We start from the raw sequence: 17,399 nt of genomic DNA, 5'->3' as shown, positions 1-17,399 counted from the left end.
GCTCCTACGAGCTTTCAGGAAGTTTCGCACCGCACCAGGTTTTGACTTTCCTCTGCTCAGGCTCGATCCTCGACCCCCTCACGGAATCGAGGCTCGCGCATGTCGGCAGCAATCACACACGCTGAAAAACCCTTCATTGTTTTCTGGCTGATGACCATGACCTTGCTGGGCGTCTTCCCGCTTGACGTCGTGCTGCCGTCCTTTCCCGCCCTGGCGGAACACTTCTCCACCTCGACCACCCAGATCGCCCGCTCAGTCAGCCTATTCGCTATTGGGTTTTCCTGCTCCATGCTGTTGATCGGCCCGCTGTCCGACAGGATCGGCCGCAAAAAACTGCTACTGGCCAGCATGGTCGTTGCAATCATTGGCGCGGCCGGGTGCTTGGCGGCCAGCAACACGCCCCAATTCCTGTTTTTCCGTGTCATCCAGGCCATGGGCTGCGGCGGCTTCATACTGTCCCAAGCGCTGGTACAGGACCTGTTCTTCGGCAGAGAACAAGAGCGGTTGCGGATCGCAATGGTCACGGCCGGAGGAATCTTCATTTCGATTTCCCCGCTGCTGGGCGCGTGGCTGCAACTGCACTGGGGATGGCAAGCAAGCTTCTATGTGTTTATAGCGCTTTGTGCCGCAACCTTGATCATGGCTCACCGGCTACTCCATGGCGGCTTGCCTCAAGCGTCAGCGAGCCAGCAGAGCATGTTCAAGGCCTACGCCAAGGTCTTCGCCAACCGCCACTTCGCCAGCTATGCCACGATCTCGGCGATTACTTTCGCCTGCCATTTCTCGTTCATCGTGGTTTCACCGCTGATTTTCATGGACCAGCTACAGCTGTCGCCCCACGAATACTCCTTGACCTTGCTTCTCTACGGCGCCGCTTACGTATCGGGCGGAATCTGTGCAGGCTTCCTGCATAAACGGCTACCGGCTGCGACCCAGATGGCCATCGGGCTGGTACTGATCGCGATATCGGGCGTGGTCATGCTGTCCCTGGCCTATCATTTCGGCCTATCAACACTGACCGTGCTGGTGCCCATGCTGCTCTGCACTGCTGGCACCACAATCACCCGGCCCATTTCTAACTCCAAGGCCATGAGCTTGTTTCCAGACAACGCAGGTACGGCGGCTTCAGCCGTTGCAGCGGTACTATTCATTGCCGGCGGCCTTATCAGTGCATTCATCAGCACCTTTACGCACCACCTGAGCACTGCGCTGGGTCTGTGCTTTCTGATCCTGAGCATCGCCGCCCTGGTCCTGAACGCATGGGCACGGCGCCACCCGCACGTCCCGTAGCCGTTATCTTCACGGTTTCGGCCATTCCCTCCAGCCTCCAGCGGTGTAGAATCGGCCTATTCATCGCCAGTCATCCCCCGGCGGGTTTATGAGCTCGAGGCCCAAGCAAGCGGCGATCCCGCGACGCGAGTGGCAACTTCCGGACACACGGCTATTTTCGGGTGTTCCAGTCGTCAATTAGAAGCTCACTCCCCAGTAGTACCTGATAGTAGTTACTTGATTAGCCGCCCGGAGTGCTCCATGCCAGATTACCGCTCGAAAACATCCACCCATGGCCGCAACATGGCCGGCGCGCGCGCACTGTGGCGTGCCACGGGGATGAAAGATGACGACTTCAAGAAGCCGATCATCGCGATTGCCAACTCGTTCACCCAATTCGTACCGGGCCACGTCCACCTCAAGGACCTGGGCCAACTGGTCGCCCGTGAGATCGAACGTGCTGGCGGCGTAGCAAAAGAATTCAACACCATTGCCGTGGACGACGGCATCGCCATGGGCCATGACGGCATGCTGTATTCCCTGCCGAGCCGCGAGATCATCGCCGACTCCGTGGAGTACATGGTCAACGCCCACTGCGCCGACGCCATCGTGTGCATCTCCAACTGCGACAAGATCACCCCTGGCATGCTGATGGCCGCCCTGCGCCTGAACATCCCGGTGATCTTCGTCTCCGGCGGCCCGATGGAAGCCGGCAAGACCAAGCTCGCCTCCCACGGCCTCGACCTGGTCGACGCCATGGTCATCGCCGCCGATTCCAGCGCTTCTGACGAGAAGGTCGCGGAATACGAGCGCAGCGCCTGCCCGACCTGCGGCTCGTGCTCCGGCATGTTCACCGCCAACTCGATGAACTGCCTGGTGGAAGCTCTGGGCCTGGCTTTGCCGGGCAACGGTTCCACCCTGGCCACCCACAGTGACCGCGAGCAGCTGTTCCTGCAGGCCGGCCGTACCATCGTCGAGCTGTGCAAGCGTTACTACGGCGAGAACGATGAGTCGGTATTGCCGCGCAATATCGCCGACTTCAAGGCGTTCGAAAACGCCATGACCCTGGACATCGCCATGGGCGGTTCCACCAACACCATCCTGCACTTGCTGGCCGCCGCCCAGGAAGCCGAGATCGATTTCGACCTGCGCGACATCGACCGTCTGTCCCGTCACGTGCCACAACTGTGCAAAGTCGCGCCGAACATCCAGAAGTACCACATGGAAGACGTGCACCGCGCCGGCGGGATCTTCTCAATCCTCGGCTCGCTGGCCCGTGGCGGCCTGCTGCACACCGACCTGCCGACCGTGCACAGCAAGTCCATCGCCGAAGGCATCGCCAAGTGGGACATCACCCAGACTGACGATGAAGCCGTGCACACCTTCTTCAAGGCTGGCCCGGCAGGCATCCCGACGCAAACCGCGTTCAGCCAGTCGACCCGTTGGGACACCCTGGACGACGACCGTGAAAACGGCTGCATCCGCAGTGTCGAACACGCCTACTCGCAAGAAGGCGGCCTGGCCGTGCTGTACGGCAACATCGCCCTGGATGGCTGCGTGGTGAAAACCGCCGGCGTGGATGAGTCCATCCACGTCTTCGAAGGCCGCGCCAAGATCTATGAAAGCCAGGACAGCTCGGTACGCGGCATCCTCGCTGACGAAGTGAAAGAAGGCGACATCGTGATCATCCGCTACGAAGGCCCGAAAGGCGGCCCGGGTATGCAGGAGATGCTCTACCCGACGTCGTACCTGAAGTCCAAGGGCCTGGGCAAAGCCTGCGCCTTGCTGACCGACGGCCGTTTCTCCGGCGGCACCTCGGGCCTGTCCATCGGCCACGCTTCGCCGGAAGCCGCTGCCGGTGGCGCGATTGGCCTGGTGCAGGATGGCGACAAGGTGCTGATCGACATTCCAAACCGCTCAATCAACTTGTTGATCAGCGACGAAGAACTGGCTGCACGCCGGGTCGAGCAGGACAAGAAAGGCTGGAAGCCGGTGGAGAAGCGTCCACGTAAAGTGACCACCGCGCTGAAGGCCTATGCCTTGCTGGCTACCAGTGCCGACAAAGGGGCGGTGCGTAACAAGGCGATGCTCGACGGCCTGTAAGCCTCGCCCATAAAAATGCCCCGCCAGGTGCGGGGCATTTTTTTGCCTGAAACAACGCTCCAAAACAATGGAGATCAAATGTGTGCGGGCGCTCTTTAAAACTGCGGCGTGTAGGTCATGGTAAACATCACATTGCGCGGGTCGCCATAGTAGTTACTGCCCCAATTAGCGTTGTACGCCGGGATGTAATACTTCTTGTCGAACATATTGTTCAGGTTCGCCGCGACGGTGAACTCCTGGTTGATCTTGTAGGCCACCCGCGAATCCCACAGCGCATTGCCGGGAACGCTGAACGTGCGGTCATAGGCGACGGTGCTGCTTTGTGTGGTCACGCCGGCGCCGACGCTGACGTTGCTCCAGTCCCCCGGCAACTGGTAGTCCCCCCAGACCTTGAGCAGGTGCTTGGGCGTCCAGGTGCTGAAGATCTTGCCTTCGTAGGTGTCGTCCTTGAGGAATTGAGTGGTGTTGTAGGTGTAGCTGGAGACCAGTTGCAGCCCCGGCAGCACTTCACCGCTCAACGTAGCCTCAAAGCCCTGGCTACGGACCTTGCCGGAGGCGAGCGAGCAGTACCAGCCGCCGCAGACTTTACCGCCTTGCAGGTCTTGAGCCGCCCGGTTTTCCTGGTCATAGCGGAAGAGAGCGAACGAGGTATTGAGCCGACCGTCCGCCAGTTCGCCCTTCAGGCCCAGCTCGTAATTCTGGCCTTCAATGGGCTTGAGCACGGTCAATGAGGTGGTCAGGTTGGTTTGTGGCTCAAAGGCATCGGTATAGCTGGCGTAGGCCGACCATTGCTCGTTGAGTGCATAGACCAGGCCGGCGTAGGGCGTGACGTGGCCATTGCTGTGCGTGGTGCTCCGGGTTGGGTCGCCGTACACACCCTGGAACCCGCTCTCGTCCCTGTAGGAATAGTCATACCAACTGGTGCGCGCACCGAGGATCAACGTCAGCGGGTCAGCTACCTTGACACGCCAGGTGCCATAAATGCCCTTCTGGCGAATGTCATACCAGCTCTTTGTCGCATTCCCCGCCTGGAACAACTGATTCCTGTCGCGCTGCGGCCGGTTGTGGTCGATGTTGAAAATATCTGCACCCGGCGTCGCCGCGCGTGCCCAGAAATCATCCGTGGTGAGTTTGGAATAGTTGGCGCCCAGAATCATTTCCTGCTGGAAACCCAGGCCTTCGAACTTGCCGTCGACATACACATCGACACCACGGCTCTTGGTGTTGAAGTCAGTGACCCAATCGACATAACGCACGGTGCCACTGTCGCCGGGGTTGGGGATGGTGTCCCACGTCGCCTGGTAGGTCGCGTCATTGTGTTCGTCCATCGTCACCAGGGCGGCCTTCACTTTCCAGTCATCGTTGAAGCGATGCTCGATATCGGCAAACACCTGGGTCTGGTTATTGACGTTGCGGTTCCAACTGGCGCCGACGAAGGTCGATCGCGACAAGCCGATGTCACTGCCGTTGGCGTAACGCGGCAGCGACATGAAGTTGGGGCGCGAATGCCCCTTCTGGTTGCTGATGCCCACGCCGACGGTGGTGTCTGGCGTGAAGTCGTAGTCCACCGCTGCATAGACCGTCTGATTCCAGCCGCCAGCGTAATCGACGAAGGAATCGGTGGTGTCGTAATCCGCTACAAACCGGCCGCGCAACGTGCCTTCGGTATTGAGCGGGCCGCCGGCATCGACTTGGGTGCCGTAATGGTCCCACGAGCCGGCCTTGGCGGTGATGGTCACGGTCGGTGCCTGTTGCCCGCGCTTGCGCACCAGGTTCATGGTGCCGCCGGGGCTGTTCGCGCCTTGCAGCAAGGCGGCTGGGCCGCGCAGGGTTTCCACACGGTCGTAGATCGCCATGTTTTCGGTGAGGTAGCTGCCCAACGCGTAGGTGTTACGCGGAATGCCGACACCGTCGTATTGCAGGGTGCCGACTTCGAAACCCCGGGAGAAGATGAACATCCCAGGGCCGGGGGATTTGGTCGCCGTCAGGCCGGGCGTGCGCTTGACCACCTCGGAAAGCTTGGTGGTGTTCTGGTCATCCATCTGCTTGCGGGTCATGACGCTGACCGATTGCGGGATGTCCTTGAGCTTCTGCTCACCCTTGCCCAAGGTTACGGCACCCGTGGTGTAGGAGCCGGTGCCTTCGGTGGTGGCCCCCAGGCGTTCGGCGCTGATGGTGGTGGCGCCGACTTCGAGGGCGCCGCCTGTGTCGACACGTTTTTCCAGGGTAACGGTATCGGCATTGATAAAAGCGGCGCTCAACCCTGTGCCGCCCAACAGCTGGCCCAACGCCTCGCGCTGACCCAGAGTGCCACTCACACCGGGCGACACCACACCCTGTGTCAACTCACCGGACACCAACACCTGAACCCGCGTGACCGCCGAAAACGCCGCCAGCGCACCGTCCAGACTCTGCCCTGGAATATCGAAGCGGTAGGCCTGGGCCTGGGTGCTTTCAGCAGCTTGCAAATACAGCGGCGCAGTGCCGCAGGCCAAGGAAATGGCCAGTGCCAGCAAGGGCCGTGCGGCGAATCGGTGTGCCATGGATGGTGCTCCCCGGTGCAAAAAGTCTGTGATCGGCGCCGCACTACTTGAGAGTGCTTACTATTTACGCCTCAGTGATCAAGGACGATGGCTTGCGGGGAAACCCTGAAAATATTTTGAAAAAGTTGCTGTCAGGACGCTTTGCCTTCGCGCAACACCAGTAAATACGGGGTGTAGTGCTCGGCGCGCAGGTTGAGGGTGTATTCCAGCGCCTTGATCACGGCCTCGGGCTTGTCGATCTCGAACACGCCGGACACCACGCGATTGCGCAGCGCATCACCGAGCACCAGGGTCTTGCCCGGCCAATAGCGGTTCAACTCGCTGACCACTTCGGACAGCGGTTGTTGACGGAACACCAACTGCCGCTGACGCCAGGCAAAGCCGCTGGCCGGATCGAAACCGTGGACGTCGGCGAGGCGCTGGCCCTGATACTCCACCGCCCGTCCCGGTTCCAAATAAACCGCCGTACCCCTGCCGGAACTGACCTGCACCTTGCCCTGCGCCACCTGCACTCGCGTCTGCGCATCGCGCCGTGTCACGCTGAACTGAGTGCCGACCACCTTCACCCAGCCATCGCCGGACTGCACTACGAAGGGCCGCGCCGGGTCTTTGGTGACGTCGAAGAAGCCTTCGCCACGCAGCAAACGAATCTGCCGCTCACCGGCACTCATGCGGACCTGCACGGCGCTGTCGGTGTTGAGCTGCAAGTGGGAACCATCAGCCAGTTCGACCGTGCGCGATTCGCCGGTGCCAGTGGCGTAGTCCGCGCGCAGGCGGTCGAGCCAGGGCGTGTTCTGCACGGTCAGCCCCACCGCCAGCAACAGGCCGGCGGCGCAGGCCCAACGCCGGGCGGGCTTGCGCCAGGCAGCCTGTTCGGCGCGGCGGATCAGGCGTGCCGGTTCACGTAAGCCACCGAGCATCGCCTGCACTTCCTGCCAGGCGTCATCCTGGGCCGGGCCCTGCCCGAGCCACGCGGCAAAGGCGTCCATTTCGGCCGGGGTTACATCCTCAGCCTGCAGGCGGAAATACCAGCCGGACGCTTCTTCGAATAGGTCGTCGGCAGTGTGTGTGGCAGTCATGACCGACGTCCTTGTGTCTCGCAGGCAAGCCGCGTCTTGATGTAAGCGCGGCATTCAATCAAGGCGCGACGCAATTGGTATTCCACACTGCGCGGGGTGATCGACAGGCGCTCACCAATTTCGCGGTAGGACAGTTCGTCGACATGATAGAGCAGGAAGATCTGCCGAGTCGCTTCGGGCAACGCCAGGATCGCGTCCTGCATGAGTTGCTCCTGTTGGTAGGCGGCCAATTGTTCGTCGGCACCTGGGTTGCCGCACGGCAACTCTTCGCTGGGCTCACCGGCATCCAGCCGTTCACGGCGGATGGCCTGGCGCTGGTGATCGCGCACCAGATTACTGGCAATGGTGAAGAGGAAGGCCGGGAGGTTGTCGATCTTCTCGCCGGAGTCCAGGCGCGCCAGGCGCAGGAACGACTCCTGGGTCAGGTCGGCGGCCACCTGGGCGCTGCCGGTGCGGCGGGTGACGAAGGCTTCGAGGGCTTTCTTCTGCTCCGCGAACAGGCGCGCGATCTGCGAATTCCAGGAGGGCACAGCACTACCTTGAGAAGAACGGAGGGTTCAGGAAGTGCGCACGCTAGCAGAGGATGAGATTGGTTCGCAATTGATATCTATTTTAGCCAAGGCTTTGCGGTGTCAATCAAATAGCTATCGGGGGCAAGCCCCCTCCCACACTGACTGCATTCTCATGTTGGAACTCGGTCAAATGTGGGAGGGGGCTTGCCCCCGATTAAAGCCACCTCAGGCTTACTGAATTTCGTCAGGTTTGACGATCACCCAGTTTTTGTCCGCCGTCACCGGCAACCCTTCCTTGGCCTGCGCCGCCGCGTGCTTGGCGATCATGCCGTTCAGTTGGGTCATGTATTTGTCTTTACGGTTGATCCACAGGTGGATGCCGCCCTTGGCCACGTCCACATCGTGGAACAGCATGTAGCCGTCGCTGGTCGGTGTGTCACCGCCAACGATCACCGGCTTCTTCCATTCGTCGATGTAGGTGAGGATCGCCGCGTGCTTGCCTGCCATCCAAGTGGCCGGCGTCCACAGGTACGGGGTCAGTTCCAGGCCGAGGTTGGCCTTCTCGTCATATTTGCCGGCGGTGATCTGTTTGCGCGCGGTGGTCAGCTCACCGGTCTTGCGGTCCTTGAGCAAGGTGCTCACGCCGATGACGTTCTCGGGTTTGACGTTGTAGCCATACTTCGGATCGGCGGCGACCATGCGCACCAGCTCCTCGGAAGCGGCGGTCATCACATACACCTCGATGCCGTTTTCCATCAGCTTGTTGTACAGCTCGGCCTGGCCGGTGAAGACTTTCGGCGGTTGCACTTCGGACTGCTTCACCACGTCGCCGTCAAAATAACTGACCGGCACGGGCTTGCCGGAGGCCATCAGCTCATCGACCTGCACTTTGAGCTCCTTGAGGGTGAAGCCCGAGAACACCTGGGCGACCCACGGGTAGCAAACCATGTCGTCCACTTCGCAGAGGCGATAGTAGTAACTGAACAGACTTTCCTTATGGTCGGCGGTGTCTTTGAACGGCATAAGCTTGAGCGACGGATCAAGGCTGTCGCGGGTAATCAGACCCTTGTTTTCCATGTAGGGCAGCAGGGACTCTTCGAGGTCGTAGCGGTAGCTGGTGTTGTCCATGTCGAACACCGCGAAGTTACCCTTGTTGGCATTGGCGGCGATCATTTCATTGAGCTGCTTGGCGGCAGGCGCCGGCCAGTGTTTCAACTCGGTGGCGGCGAACGCCTGGCTGACGAGTCCGAGGCAGAATGCGGCGGCTAGTAATTTCGGCGCGAACTTCATAGGCGGTGTCTCCCTGAGTGAAAGATACCGACGCTAACAAATCCCTGTGACAGTTCCCACGTTGAGCACGACCGTACGCGTCCTGATCCCGTCACCCTCATGTGCCTGAGCGTCAGGTGCTTATTCCAAAAACGACAGCCACCATTCCATATCGATATTAAATCAATATATTTCAAGCTGTTAGGCTTGCCGGTTCGCAGTCGCAGGCTCGCGCGATTGGCTGCCCTCTCAACGGAGTTTCAATGAATCTTCCCCTGATTCTCAATTTACTGGTGTTCGCGGCCCTCTTGCTGGGCCTGGCACAAACCCGCCGCACAAACTGGAGCCTCGCCAAGAAGGTCCTGTTTGCGCTGGTTCTCGGCGTGGTGTTCGGTGCCGTTCTGCACACGATCTACGGCGACGGCAATCCTGTGCTCAAAGCCTCCATCGGCTGGTTCGACCTCGTCGGTAACGGCTACGTACAACTGTTGCAAATGATCGTGATCCCGCTGGTATTCGCCTCGATCCTCAGCGCCGTGGCACGTCTGCACAACGCCTCATCACTCGGCAAGATCAGCTTTTTGACCATCGGCACGCTGCTGTTCACCACCGCGATTGCGGCGCTGATCGGTATCGCGCTGACCAACCTGTTCGGCCTCACCGCTGAAGGCCTGGTGGCCGGCACCCAGGAAATGGCGCGCCTGCAAGTGATCCAGAGTGACTACGCCGGCAAGGTCGCCGACCTGAATATCCCGCAATTGCTGCTGTCGTTCGTGCCCGCCAACCCGTTCGCCGACCTGGCGCGGGCCAAGCCGACATCGATCATCAGCGTGGTGATCTTCGCCGCCTTCCTGGGGGTTGCCGCACTGCAACTGCTCAAGGATGACGTGGAAAAAGGCCAGAAAGTGCTCAACGCCATCGACACCCTGCAAGCCTGGGTGATGCGCTTGGTGCGCCTGGTCATGAAGCTCACGCCCTATGGCGTGCTGGCACTGATGACCAAAGTCGTCGCTGGCTCCAACCTGCAAGACATCATCAAGCTCGGCAGTTTTGTGGTCGTGTCATACCTGGCGCTGGGCCTGATGTTTGTGGTGCATGGCCTGCTGCTGTCGCTGGCGGGGATCAACCCGCTGCGCTTCTTCCGCAAGGTGTGGCCGGTGCTGACCTTTGCCTTCACCAGCCGCTCCAGCGCGGCGGCGATCCCGCTGAGCATTGAAGCGCAGACCCGTCGCCTGGGCATCCCGCAATCCATCGCCGGTTTCGCCGCGTCGTTTGGCGCGACCATCGGCCAGAACGGCTGCGCGGGTCTCTACCCTGCGATGCTGGCGGTGATGGTTGCACCGACTGTCGGCATCAACCCGCTGGATCCGCTGTGGATCGCGACCTTGGTGGCGATTGTGACCCTGAGTTCGGCCGGTGTGGCGGGCGTGGGCGGCGGGGCGACCTTCGCCGCATTGATCGTACTGCCGGCGATGGGCCTGCCGGTGTCGCTGGTGGCGCTGCTGATTTCCGTGGAGCCGCTGATCGACATGGGCCGTACGGCGCTGAACGTGAATGGTTCGATGACGGCGGGCGCGATTACCAGCCAGATCATGGGGCAGACGGATAAAGAACGGTTGAATGCGGATGAGCATGCTGAGTTAGCGCAGGCCTGATAGACCGCAATCGGGGGCAAGCCCCCTCCCACATTGGACCGCGTTGTTCAAAACCACTCGGTCAACTGTGGGAGGGGGCTTGCTCCCGATGCTCTTAAGCTTTTTCCCAAACCTCAAAGCTGTACGCTGGCTTATCACCCTCAGCCGCATTCTCGACATTCGACACCAGCGTCCACTGGCCCGCATCAAACTGCGGAAACCACGCATCCCCTTCCGGGCTCAGCGCCACCCGCGTCAAATACAGGCGATCCGCCTGCTCCAACCCCTGCGCATACAACTGCGCACCGCCGATCAGCATCAGCTCATCCACGCCCTGCTCCAACGCCCACGCCTCGGCGCGTTCAACTGCAGCATCCAGTGACGGAAAAACTTCCGCACCTTCGAGCGCCAGATCGGTCTGACGGCTAACCACCAGGTTCAGGCGCCCCGGCAGCGGTCGGCCCAGGGAATCCCAGGTCTTGCGCCCCATGATGATCGGCTTGCCGAGCGTGGTGGCCTTGAAATATTTGAAATCCCCCGGCAAATGCCAGGGCATGCTGTTGTCGACGCCGATCACACGGTTTTCACCGAGGGCTGCGATCAGGCTTAAAGGGAGAGTTTTTTTCATGGCGACGAGAATACCAGAGCCGCAGGTCTGCGGTTATGCTCCAACCTCACTTGCTCAACAGGACGGCGCGTGACTGCACTGAACCCCCTGCAAAAACTCTGGCTGACAGAAACCGTACGCCTGCGCGAAGAACACGCCGGCAACCTGGAAGACCTGGAAGCCAACCGCCTGGCCCGCACGGCCGGCGGTGACCTGCCGACGCGCATCCAGCAGCGCGCCCTGCACCTGGCCGAGCGCGATGGACTCTCCGCCGCCCTCACCCGCTGGCTGCAAGGCGCGCGTTTGGCGCTGGTGCTGCTGGTCATCGTCGCCGTGATCAGCGGCGCCGGACTGGCCTTTGCTGCGCTGGGTAACGGCCTGACCCCGGTGAATGTGTTCTGGGCCCTGGGCAGCCTGCTCGGCTTGAACCTGATCCTGCTGATCAGTTGGGCGCTGGGTCTGATGTTTGCCGGCGAACACAGTGCCAGCCTGGGGCGACTGTGGTTGTGGCTCAGCGAAAAACTCGCCCGTGATGCTAAAGCGGCCCAACTGGCACCCGCGCTGTTACTGCTGCTGCAACGGCAGAAACTCAATCGCTGGGCGGTGGGTGTGCTGGTCAACAGCCTGTGGTTGTTAGCGTTGCTCAGTGCGCTGGTGATTCTTCTTACGCTGCTCGCCACCCGCCGCTACGGCTTTGTGTGGGAAACCACCATTCTTGGTGCCGACACTTTTGTCGCCGTCACCCAGGCCCTTGGCACCCTGCCCGCGTTGCTCGGCTTCAACGTGCCGACCGTCGAGATGATCCGCGCCAGCGGCGACTCGGCGCTGAATATCGAAAGCGCCCGCCAAGCCTGGGCCGCCTGGCTGGTGGGCGTGCTGCTGGTCTACGGCCTGCTGCCCCGCCTGGTCCTCGCGCTGCTGTGCCTATGGCGCTGGAAACGCGGGCGCGCGGCATTGCGCCTGGACCTGAACCTGCCGGGCTACAGCCAACTGCGTGAGCGTTTGATGCCGAGCAGCGAGCGCCTCGGCGTCAACGACGCCGCACCCGAACAGCTGCATCACGTCAGCGGCGGCGTCAGTGAACTGGAAAGCGACGGCGCGCTGGTGGTCGCCATCGAATTGGACGATCAACACGCTTGGCCACCCAAACTGCCGGCCAGCGTGAAGAACGCCGGCATCCTCGACAGCCGCGAATCGCGCCACAAACTGCTCGAACAACTGACGCGCTTTCCGCCCGCACGCCTGGCCATTGCCTGCGACCCGCGCCGTTCGCCCGACCGTGGCAGCCTGGCGCTGATCGCCGAGTTGGCGCGCAGCGCCACCGCCACCCGCGTGTGGTTGCTGCAAGCCCCGTCCGGCCAGGCCTTGGACGCCGAACGCTTGGGCGACTGGCACGCCGCATTGCAACAGCTTGAGCTGCCGTTCGCCGATTGTGCGCCATTGAACTGGCTGGAGAGCGGTCATGACTAAGCCCCTGAAACTCGCCGTGGTCGGCCACACCAATGTCGGCAAGACCTCGCTGCTGCGCACCCTCACGCGTGACGTGGGCTTTGGCGAAGTCTCCCACCGCCCCAGCACCACGCGGCATGTCGAAGGCGCGCGTTTGTCGGTGGACGGCGAAGCCTTGCTGGAGCTGTACGACACGCCCGGACTGGAAGACGCCATCGCCCTGCTCGATTACCTGGAGCGCCTGGATCGCCCCGGCGAACGCCTCGACGGCCCGGCACGCTTGGCGCGCTTTTTGGAGGGCAGCGAAGCCCGCCAGCGCTTCGAGCAGGAAGCCAAAGTGCTGCGCCAACTGCTGGCCTCCGACGCCGGGTTGTACGTGATCGACGCCCGCGAGCCGGTACTGGCCAAGTACCGCGATGAGCTGCAAGTGCTGGCCAGCTGCGGTAAGCCGCTGCTGCCGGTGCTCAACTTTGTCAGCAGCAGCGACCACCGCGAGCCGGACTGGCGCGAAGCCCTCGCCCGCCTTGGCCTGCATGCGCTGGTGCGCTTCGACAGCGTGGCGCCGCCGGAAGACGGCGAGCGACGCTTGTATGAAAGCCTTGCCTTGCTGCTGGAGAACGCGCGGCCACAGCTGGAGCGGTTGATTCTCGACCAGCAAGCCCAACGCCAGGCCCGTCAGCAAAGCGCCGCGCGCTTGATCGCCGAGCTGCTGATCGACTGCGCCGCCTGCCGCCGCAGCGTGCTCACCGAAGATGAACAGCAAGCCATCGGTGACCTGCGCAAAGCCGTACGCCAACGTGAACAAAAATGCGTGGAAGCCTTGCTCAAATTATTCGGCTTCCGCCCGCAGGACGCCGCCGCCAGCGACCTTCCCTTGCTGGACGGGCGCTGGGGCGATGACCTGTTCAACCCGGAAACCCTCAAGCAACTGGGCGTGCGCGTCGGCGGCGGGATCGCGGCAGGCGCGGCCGCAGGGGCCGGTGTGGATTTATTGGTCGGTGGCTTGACGCTTGGCGCCGCCGCCCTGGCTGGCGCGATTGCCGGTGGCGCACTGCAAACCGCACGCAGTTATGGCAGCCGCCTGTTGGGCAAAATCAAAGGCCAGCGCGAGCTGACCGTCGACGACAGCGTGTTGCGCCTGCTCGCCCTGCGCCAACGCCAGTTGCTCAAGGCCCTCAACCTGCGCGGCCATGCGGCGATGCACAGCATCAAGGTCGACACGCCCCAGGACAAAAGCTGGCGCGAAGGCAAGTTGCCGGACGCATTGCACAAAGCCCGCGCCCATCCGCAGTGGTCGTCGCTGAACCCGCATGCCAAGCTGAGCCAGGCAGAGCGCAACGAACAGATCGAAAGCCTGGCCAACGCACTCTGAGACCAGCGCTCAACGCCCGTTACAACGTGGCGCCCCCTCGGGCTCATGCCATTTGAATCTCAAGTAGGTCTCGGCAAGCTGTTGAACCAGCGTCCTGTCGATGTCGTCAATAACGCCATCATGGTTAACATCAAAGTGAATATTCCATTCGAGCGCCCCGTCATTATCAAAGTCATACGCCGCGTTCCACATGACCTGTGTTTTTTTAGTGATAGGGCCGAAGCCCTTATACAGATGTAAACGGACAGTATCTGGGGTGCCGTCCTTATAAAAATCCTCGGTAAAGATATGCATATAACGCATTGAAGCAAGCCCGCTGCTGAACCAGTTAAATTTCAGATAGGCGCCGGCAAACTTGCTCAGCAACTGGTGATCACGGGTACTTTCCAGCTCATTATTTGTGACATCTCCCAAGCAGACATCAATGCCTCCGTCTTCATTGATATCAAGCGCGTAGGCGTTATTAATCACCGCCTCTTTGCTGCCAGCCACCGTTGCGCAAAACTTCAGCACGACGGTATCTGGCCTGCCACTGTAAGAGCGGTCTTGAGCAATCACCTTTAAATAACGCATGGACCTTCTCCCTTTAGAACACGCTCACACGCTAGAGCAAGGGAGGTTTATCAACTAGGTCAGCGCGGCCATGCCGAAGACAGGAAAGTACAACTGAACAACACCCTGCCTGTACCTTTCCCTGTCGGCAAAAGCCCCCTGTCAGCGCAACATCCCACGGGCCTTGACCTTCAACACCTCAACGTCCAACACGGGTACGTTCACGCCTTTGGCCTGTTCGTCCCAGTGACGCATGCGCAAACTCACGGCGCACAGCGGGTCCTGCTCAAAGGCTCGGGCTTCTTCGGCGCTCATCACCCCGCCCTGGTAAACCAGGGTGCGACGGCTGGCTTCACTCAAGCGCGCGTAGTAATCCGGTTGAACAAAGGTCAGGTAGCGTTTGGCCTGTACGTGATACTCGACCAACTTGGCCATGCGCTCGCTGAACCCTGCGCGGCGTAGATAATCCGCACCCAGCCGCTCATGGCTGACGACGCCATAACCGTCCATGTTCTCGCCACCCTGGCCGCAGAGGTGACCGATATCGTGGAAAAACGCCGCCAGCACCACTTCATCATCAACGCCCTCAGCCATGGCCAACTGCGCAGCCTGGGACATGTGCTCGAGCTGCGACACCGGCTCGCCGATGTAGTCCGCCGTGCCGTATTGCTCATACAAGCCGAAGACGTCGGCGATTGCCTGTTCCGGGTTCATCACGCCGCTCCCCACAATGTGGTGATATTGCGCTCTGCCATCGCCGGCCCCACGCTCATGCCCACGCCGGTGTGCATCAACGCCGCACTGATGCCTGGAGCAGCCCGCAGGAAGGAAAACGGCGCCGGCCCGCGCGAGCCGTACACGCCCTGCCAGCGTTCCACCACCTGGATCTTGCAGCCCAGCGTCTGCTCGGCCAGTTCGATCATCCAGTCATCAATCTGCTCGGCATTGAAGGGCGACGCATCGCTGCCGTAGTCATGGGAGTCGCCGATGATCAGTTCTCCATGGGGTGTCGGGCTGATCAGCAGATGGATGCCGTGTTCGTGCAGGTGCGGCGCTTCACGCAGGATCTGCGCCTGCACCGGCGCGGCTTCCGGCAGATCGGCGAAGGCGCCGTAGTGCACGCAACTCAAGCCGGTGAGCAACGCGTGTTGCAGGTTCAGGTTCACCGCAGGCCGCGCACGCAGCATTTGCAGGCGGCAGATGCTCGGGTTGAGTTCGGCGATCGCCTCGGCCAGCAGGGTCTGGTAGTCGTGGCCGGAGCACACGATGATCTGCTCGCCGCGAAAGCTGCCCGCCCTGCTGTGCAACTGGCCCGGTTCCACATCGCGCACCAGCGTGGAGAAGTAGAACTCCACGTTCAGCGCTTGCGCCAGGTAGTTGATCAGCGCCGGGATCGCTTCGCGCGAATACAACTGCTGATCGTCCTTGCCATGCAGCGCGGCGCGATGATGACGGAACTGGCCGCCGTATAGATCTTTCATCGCTACGCCTTGCAGCAGGTCAACGTTGTAGCCGTGCTCCTGTGCACGGCCGGCACAGAAGGCTTCCAGCAGATGCTCTTCCGCTTCGGTGCGGGCGAACAGGTAGGCGCCGTTGCGCTTGAGCTGCAGACCCGCCCGCTCAGCCCATTGCCCCCAGATAGCGCGACTTTCCCGTGCCAGGTCGAGCATCGGCCCCGGCGGTTGGCCGGTGACCAGCGCCTGGCCAAAGTTGCGCACCGAGGCGCCCAGCGGGGTGGCACTGCGCTCGAACACCTTGACCTTGAGGCCGCGCTTGGCGGCGGCGTAGGCATGGGACAGGCCGAGGATGCCGGCGCCGATGATCAGCAGGTCGCTGTGGTGTGTCATATCGTGATGTCCTGTTTTCCAGACCGCCATCGGGGGCAAGCCCCCTCCCACAGTTCGATTTGTGAATGCCATCAGTGTGGGAGGGGGCTTACCCCCGATGAGGCCAGTAGCCCTAACGAAAAACCTTACTGCCCTGCCACTTTCTCCGACTTGCCGTCATAGCGCTTACGCCACTCGGTCAAAATGCTGTCGCGGTTCTTCGAGGCCCAGGCAAAGTCGTTCTTGATCAGGCGCTGTTCATAATCGGCCGGCAATTCGGTCTGCGGCTTGGCAATGCCGGGCTGGGCGAGGACGGCGAAGTTGTCCTTGTACAGGTCCATGGCAGCCGGGCTTGCGGAGAAATCGGCGAGTTTTTTCGCGGCGTCGGCGTGGGCTGTGCCTTTGATCACCGCCGTGGCTTCGATGTCCCAGCCCAGGCCTTCCTTCGGCAGGATGATGTCCAACGGCGCGCCCTGGCGCTTCAACTGCACGGCCGGGTATTCGAACGAAATCCCGATCGGGAATTCACCCGACGCTGCCAGCTTGCACGGCTTGGAGCCGGAGTGAACGTACTGCCCGATGTTCTGGTGCAGGTCGTCCATGTACTGCCAGCCTTGCTTCTCGCCAAAGGTCTGCAGCCAGGCGCTCACATCCAGGAAGCCAGTGCCGGACGACGCCGGGTTAGGCATGACGATCTTGCCCTTGTACTCAGGCTTGGTCAGGTCCTGCCAACTCACCGGCTTGGTCAGGCCCTGTTTCTCGGCCTCCACAGTGTTGAAGCAGATCGTCGCGGCCCACACATCCATGCCGACCCAGGCCGGTGGGTTGGCGGCGTCGCGGTAGTTCTTGCCGATCTTGTCCAGGTCCTTGGGTGCGTAGTTGTCCAGCATGCCCTGCTGGTCGAGGATCGCCAGGCTGGAGGCGGCCAGGCCCCACACCACATCGGCCTGCGGGCGGGCTTTCTCGGCCAGCAGCTTGGCGGTGATGATGCCAGTGGAGTCGCGTACCCATTTGATTTCGATATCGGGGTTGGCCTTTTCGAAGGCCTGCTTATAGGTCTTCAACTGCTCGGCTTCGAGGGCCGTGTACACGGTCAACTCGGTCTTGGCGAAGGCATTCAGGCTGAATGCAGTGAGTACGGCAGCGACCAGCGCCAGGGGCTTGAACATGAAACACCTCCTTCA

At 61.4% G+C, this 17,399-nt stretch carries 14 protein-coding genes; 5 read left to right on the top strand and 9 right to left on the bottom strand.

The window, feature by feature from the left end; all coding sequences use genetic code 11:
• Positions 1-99 precede the first annotated feature (99 nt).
• Together QCBJ_RS25370 and ilvD are read left to right on the top strand one after the other, a co-directional pair.
• On the top strand, positions 100-1,290 hold the full coding sequence (locus QCBJ_RS25370; RefSeq protein WP_015886371.1) for an MFS transporter: 1,191 nt from the start codon (positions 100-102) through the stop codon (positions 1,288-1,290).
• Between the two features lie 240 nt (positions 1,291-1,530).
• On the top strand, positions 1,531-3,372 hold the full coding sequence (gene ilvD, locus QCBJ_RS25365) for a dihydroxy-acid dehydratase (RefSeq protein ID WP_102061853.1): 1,842 nt from the start codon (positions 1,531-1,533) through the stop codon (positions 3,370-3,372).
• A 95-nt stretch (positions 3,373-3,467) separates the two neighbouring features.
• On the opposite strand, the gene QCBJ_RS25360 is transcribed toward ilvD, so the two are convergent.
• The 4 genes from QCBJ_RS25360 to QCBJ_RS25345 form a co-directional block, all read right to left on the bottom strand.
• On the bottom strand, positions 3,468-5,915 hold the full coding sequence (locus tag QCBJ_RS25360) for a TonB-dependent siderophore receptor (RefSeq protein WP_102061852.1): 2,448 nt from the start codon (positions 5,913-5,915) through the stop codon (positions 3,468-3,470).
• Between the two features lie 131 nt (positions 5,916-6,046).
• Positions 6,047-6,994: a FecR family protein gene (locus tag QCBJ_RS25355; RefSeq protein WP_102061851.1), complete on the bottom strand. Its 948-nt coding sequence runs from the start codon at positions 6,992-6,994 to the stop codon at positions 6,047-6,049.
• Positions 6,991-7,524, bottom strand: coding sequence for an RNA polymerase sigma factor (locus tag QCBJ_RS25350; RefSeq protein ID WP_015886374.1), 534 nt, complete (start codon positions 7,522-7,524; stop codon positions 6,991-6,993). The genes QCBJ_RS25355 and QCBJ_RS25350 overlap by 4 nt, the downstream gene beginning before the upstream one ends.
• Before the next feature lie 213 nt (positions 7,525-7,737).
• The gene (locus QCBJ_RS25345; RefSeq protein ID WP_064054339.1) at positions 7,738-8,796 is read right to left on the bottom strand and encodes a hypothetical protein; all 1,059 of its coding nucleotides are present in this window, start codon (positions 8,794-8,796) and stop codon (positions 7,738-7,740) included.
• 242 nt (positions 8,797-9,038) lie between these two features.
• On the opposite strand from QCBJ_RS25345, the gene QCBJ_RS25340 reads away from it, so the two are divergent.
• A complete protein-coding gene (locus QCBJ_RS25340) occupies positions 9,039-10,430 on the top strand; it encodes an L-cystine transporter (protein ID WP_015886376.1) in 1,392 nt (463 codons plus the stop codon).
• 94 nt (positions 10,431-10,524) lie between these two features.
• Here the strand turns inward: QCBJ_RS25340 and QCBJ_RS25335 are convergent, their stop codons facing one another.
• On the bottom strand, positions 10,525-11,037 hold the full coding sequence (locus QCBJ_RS25335; protein WP_043206339.1) for a dihydrofolate reductase: 513 nt from the start codon (positions 11,035-11,037) through the stop codon (positions 10,525-10,527).
• A 69-nt stretch (positions 11,038-11,106) separates the two neighbouring features.
• Here QCBJ_RS25335 and QCBJ_RS25330 point away from each other — a divergent pair, with 69 nt between their 5' ends.
• Complete coding sequence (locus tag QCBJ_RS25330; RefSeq protein WP_102061850.1) at positions 11,107-12,486, top strand: DUF2868 domain-containing protein; 1,380 nt, start codon at positions 11,107-11,109, stop codon at positions 12,484-12,486.
• Entirely contained in the window at positions 12,479-13,837 is a 1,359-nt protein-coding gene (locus tag QCBJ_RS25325; RefSeq protein ID WP_015886379.1) for a DUF3482 domain-containing protein, read from the top strand. The genes QCBJ_RS25330 and QCBJ_RS25325 overlap by 8 nt, the downstream gene beginning before the upstream one ends.
• 9 nt (positions 13,838-13,846) lie before the next feature.
• Here the strand turns inward: QCBJ_RS25325 and QCBJ_RS25320 are convergent, their stop codons facing one another.
• The 4 genes from QCBJ_RS25320 to QCBJ_RS25305 all read right to left on the bottom strand — a co-directional run bounded on the left by QCBJ_RS25320 (position 13,847) and on the right by QCBJ_RS25305 (position 17,384).
• On the bottom strand, positions 13,847-14,410 hold the full coding sequence (locus tag QCBJ_RS25320; RefSeq protein WP_102061849.1) for a hypothetical protein: 564 nt from the start codon (positions 14,408-14,410) through the stop codon (positions 13,847-13,849).
• Between the two features lie 141 nt (positions 14,411-14,551).
• Positions 14,552-15,103 (bottom strand): phosphonate degradation HD-domain oxygenase, encoded by a 552-nt coding sequence (locus QCBJ_RS25315; RefSeq protein WP_046034922.1) that lies wholly within the window; start codon positions 15,101-15,103, stop codon positions 14,552-14,554.
• Entirely contained in the window at positions 15,103-16,236 is a 1,134-nt protein-coding gene (locus tag QCBJ_RS25310) for a TIGR03364 family FAD-dependent oxidoreductase (protein ID WP_102061848.1), read from the bottom strand. The genes QCBJ_RS25315 and QCBJ_RS25310 overlap by 1 nt, the downstream gene beginning before the upstream one ends.
• Before the next feature lie 125 nt (positions 16,237-16,361).
• Positions 16,362-17,384 carry a putative 2-aminoethylphosphonate ABC transporter substrate-binding protein gene (locus tag QCBJ_RS25305; protein ID WP_015886383.1) on the bottom strand — a complete coding sequence of 341 codons (1,023 nt, stop codon included), beginning with the start codon at positions 17,382-17,384 and terminating at the stop codon, positions 16,362-16,364.
• Positions 17,385-17,399: the final 15 nt, after the last annotated feature.

Source organism: Pseudomonas sp. QC2 (genome assembly GCF_002859085.1).
GTDB lineage: Bacteria > Pseudomonadota > Gammaproteobacteria > Pseudomonadales > Pseudomonadaceae > Aquipseudomonas > Aquipseudomonas petroselini.
Note: the sequence above shows the minus strand (reverse complement) of the source record. Positions and strands in the feature narration are given on the sequence as shown.

Bases quoted from the DNA above. Each gene is read 5' to 3' on its own strand.
- QCBJ_RS25370 (WP_015886371.1), top strand. From the start codon at position 100: ATGTCGGCAGCAATCACACACGCTGAAAAACCCTTCATTGTTTTCTGG.
- ilvD (WP_102061853.1), top strand. From the start codon at position 1,531: ATGCCAGATTACCGCTCGAAAACATCCACCCATGGCCGCAACATGGCC.
- QCBJ_RS25360 (WP_102061852.1), bottom strand. From the start codon at position 5,915: ATGGCACACCGATTCGCCGCACGGCCCTTGCTGGCACTGGCCATTTCC.
- QCBJ_RS25355 (WP_102061851.1), bottom strand. From the start codon at position 6,994: ATGACTGCCACACACACTGCCGACGACCTATTCGAAGAAGCGTCCGGC.
- QCBJ_RS25345 (WP_064054339.1), bottom strand. From the start codon at position 8,796: ATGAAGTTCGCGCCGAAATTACTAGCCGCCGCATTCTGCCTCGGACTC.
- QCBJ_RS25340 (WP_015886376.1), top strand. From the start codon at position 9,039: ATGAATCTTCCCCTGATTCTCAATTTACTGGTGTTCGCGGCCCTCTTG.
- QCBJ_RS25335 (WP_043206339.1), bottom strand. From the start codon at position 11,037: ATGAAAAAAACTCTCCCTTTAAGCCTGATCGCAGCCCTCGGTGAAAAC.
- QCBJ_RS25325 (WP_015886379.1), top strand. From the start codon at position 12,479: ATGACTAAGCCCCTGAAACTCGCCGTGGTCGGCCACACCAATGTCGGC.
- QCBJ_RS25320 (WP_102061849.1), bottom strand. From the start codon at position 14,410: ATGCGTTATTTAAAGGTGATTGCTCAAGACCGCTCTTACAGTGGCAGG.
- QCBJ_RS25315 (WP_046034922.1), bottom strand. From the start codon at position 15,103: ATGAACCCGGAACAGGCAATCGCCGACGTCTTCGGCTTGTATGAGCAA.
- QCBJ_RS25310 (WP_102061848.1), bottom strand. From the start codon at position 16,236: ATGACACACCACAGCGACCTGCTGATCATCGGCGCCGGCATCCTCGGC.
- QCBJ_RS25305 (WP_015886383.1), bottom strand. From the start codon at position 17,384: ATGTTCAAGCCCCTGGCGCTGGTCGCTGCCGTACTCACTGCATTCAGC.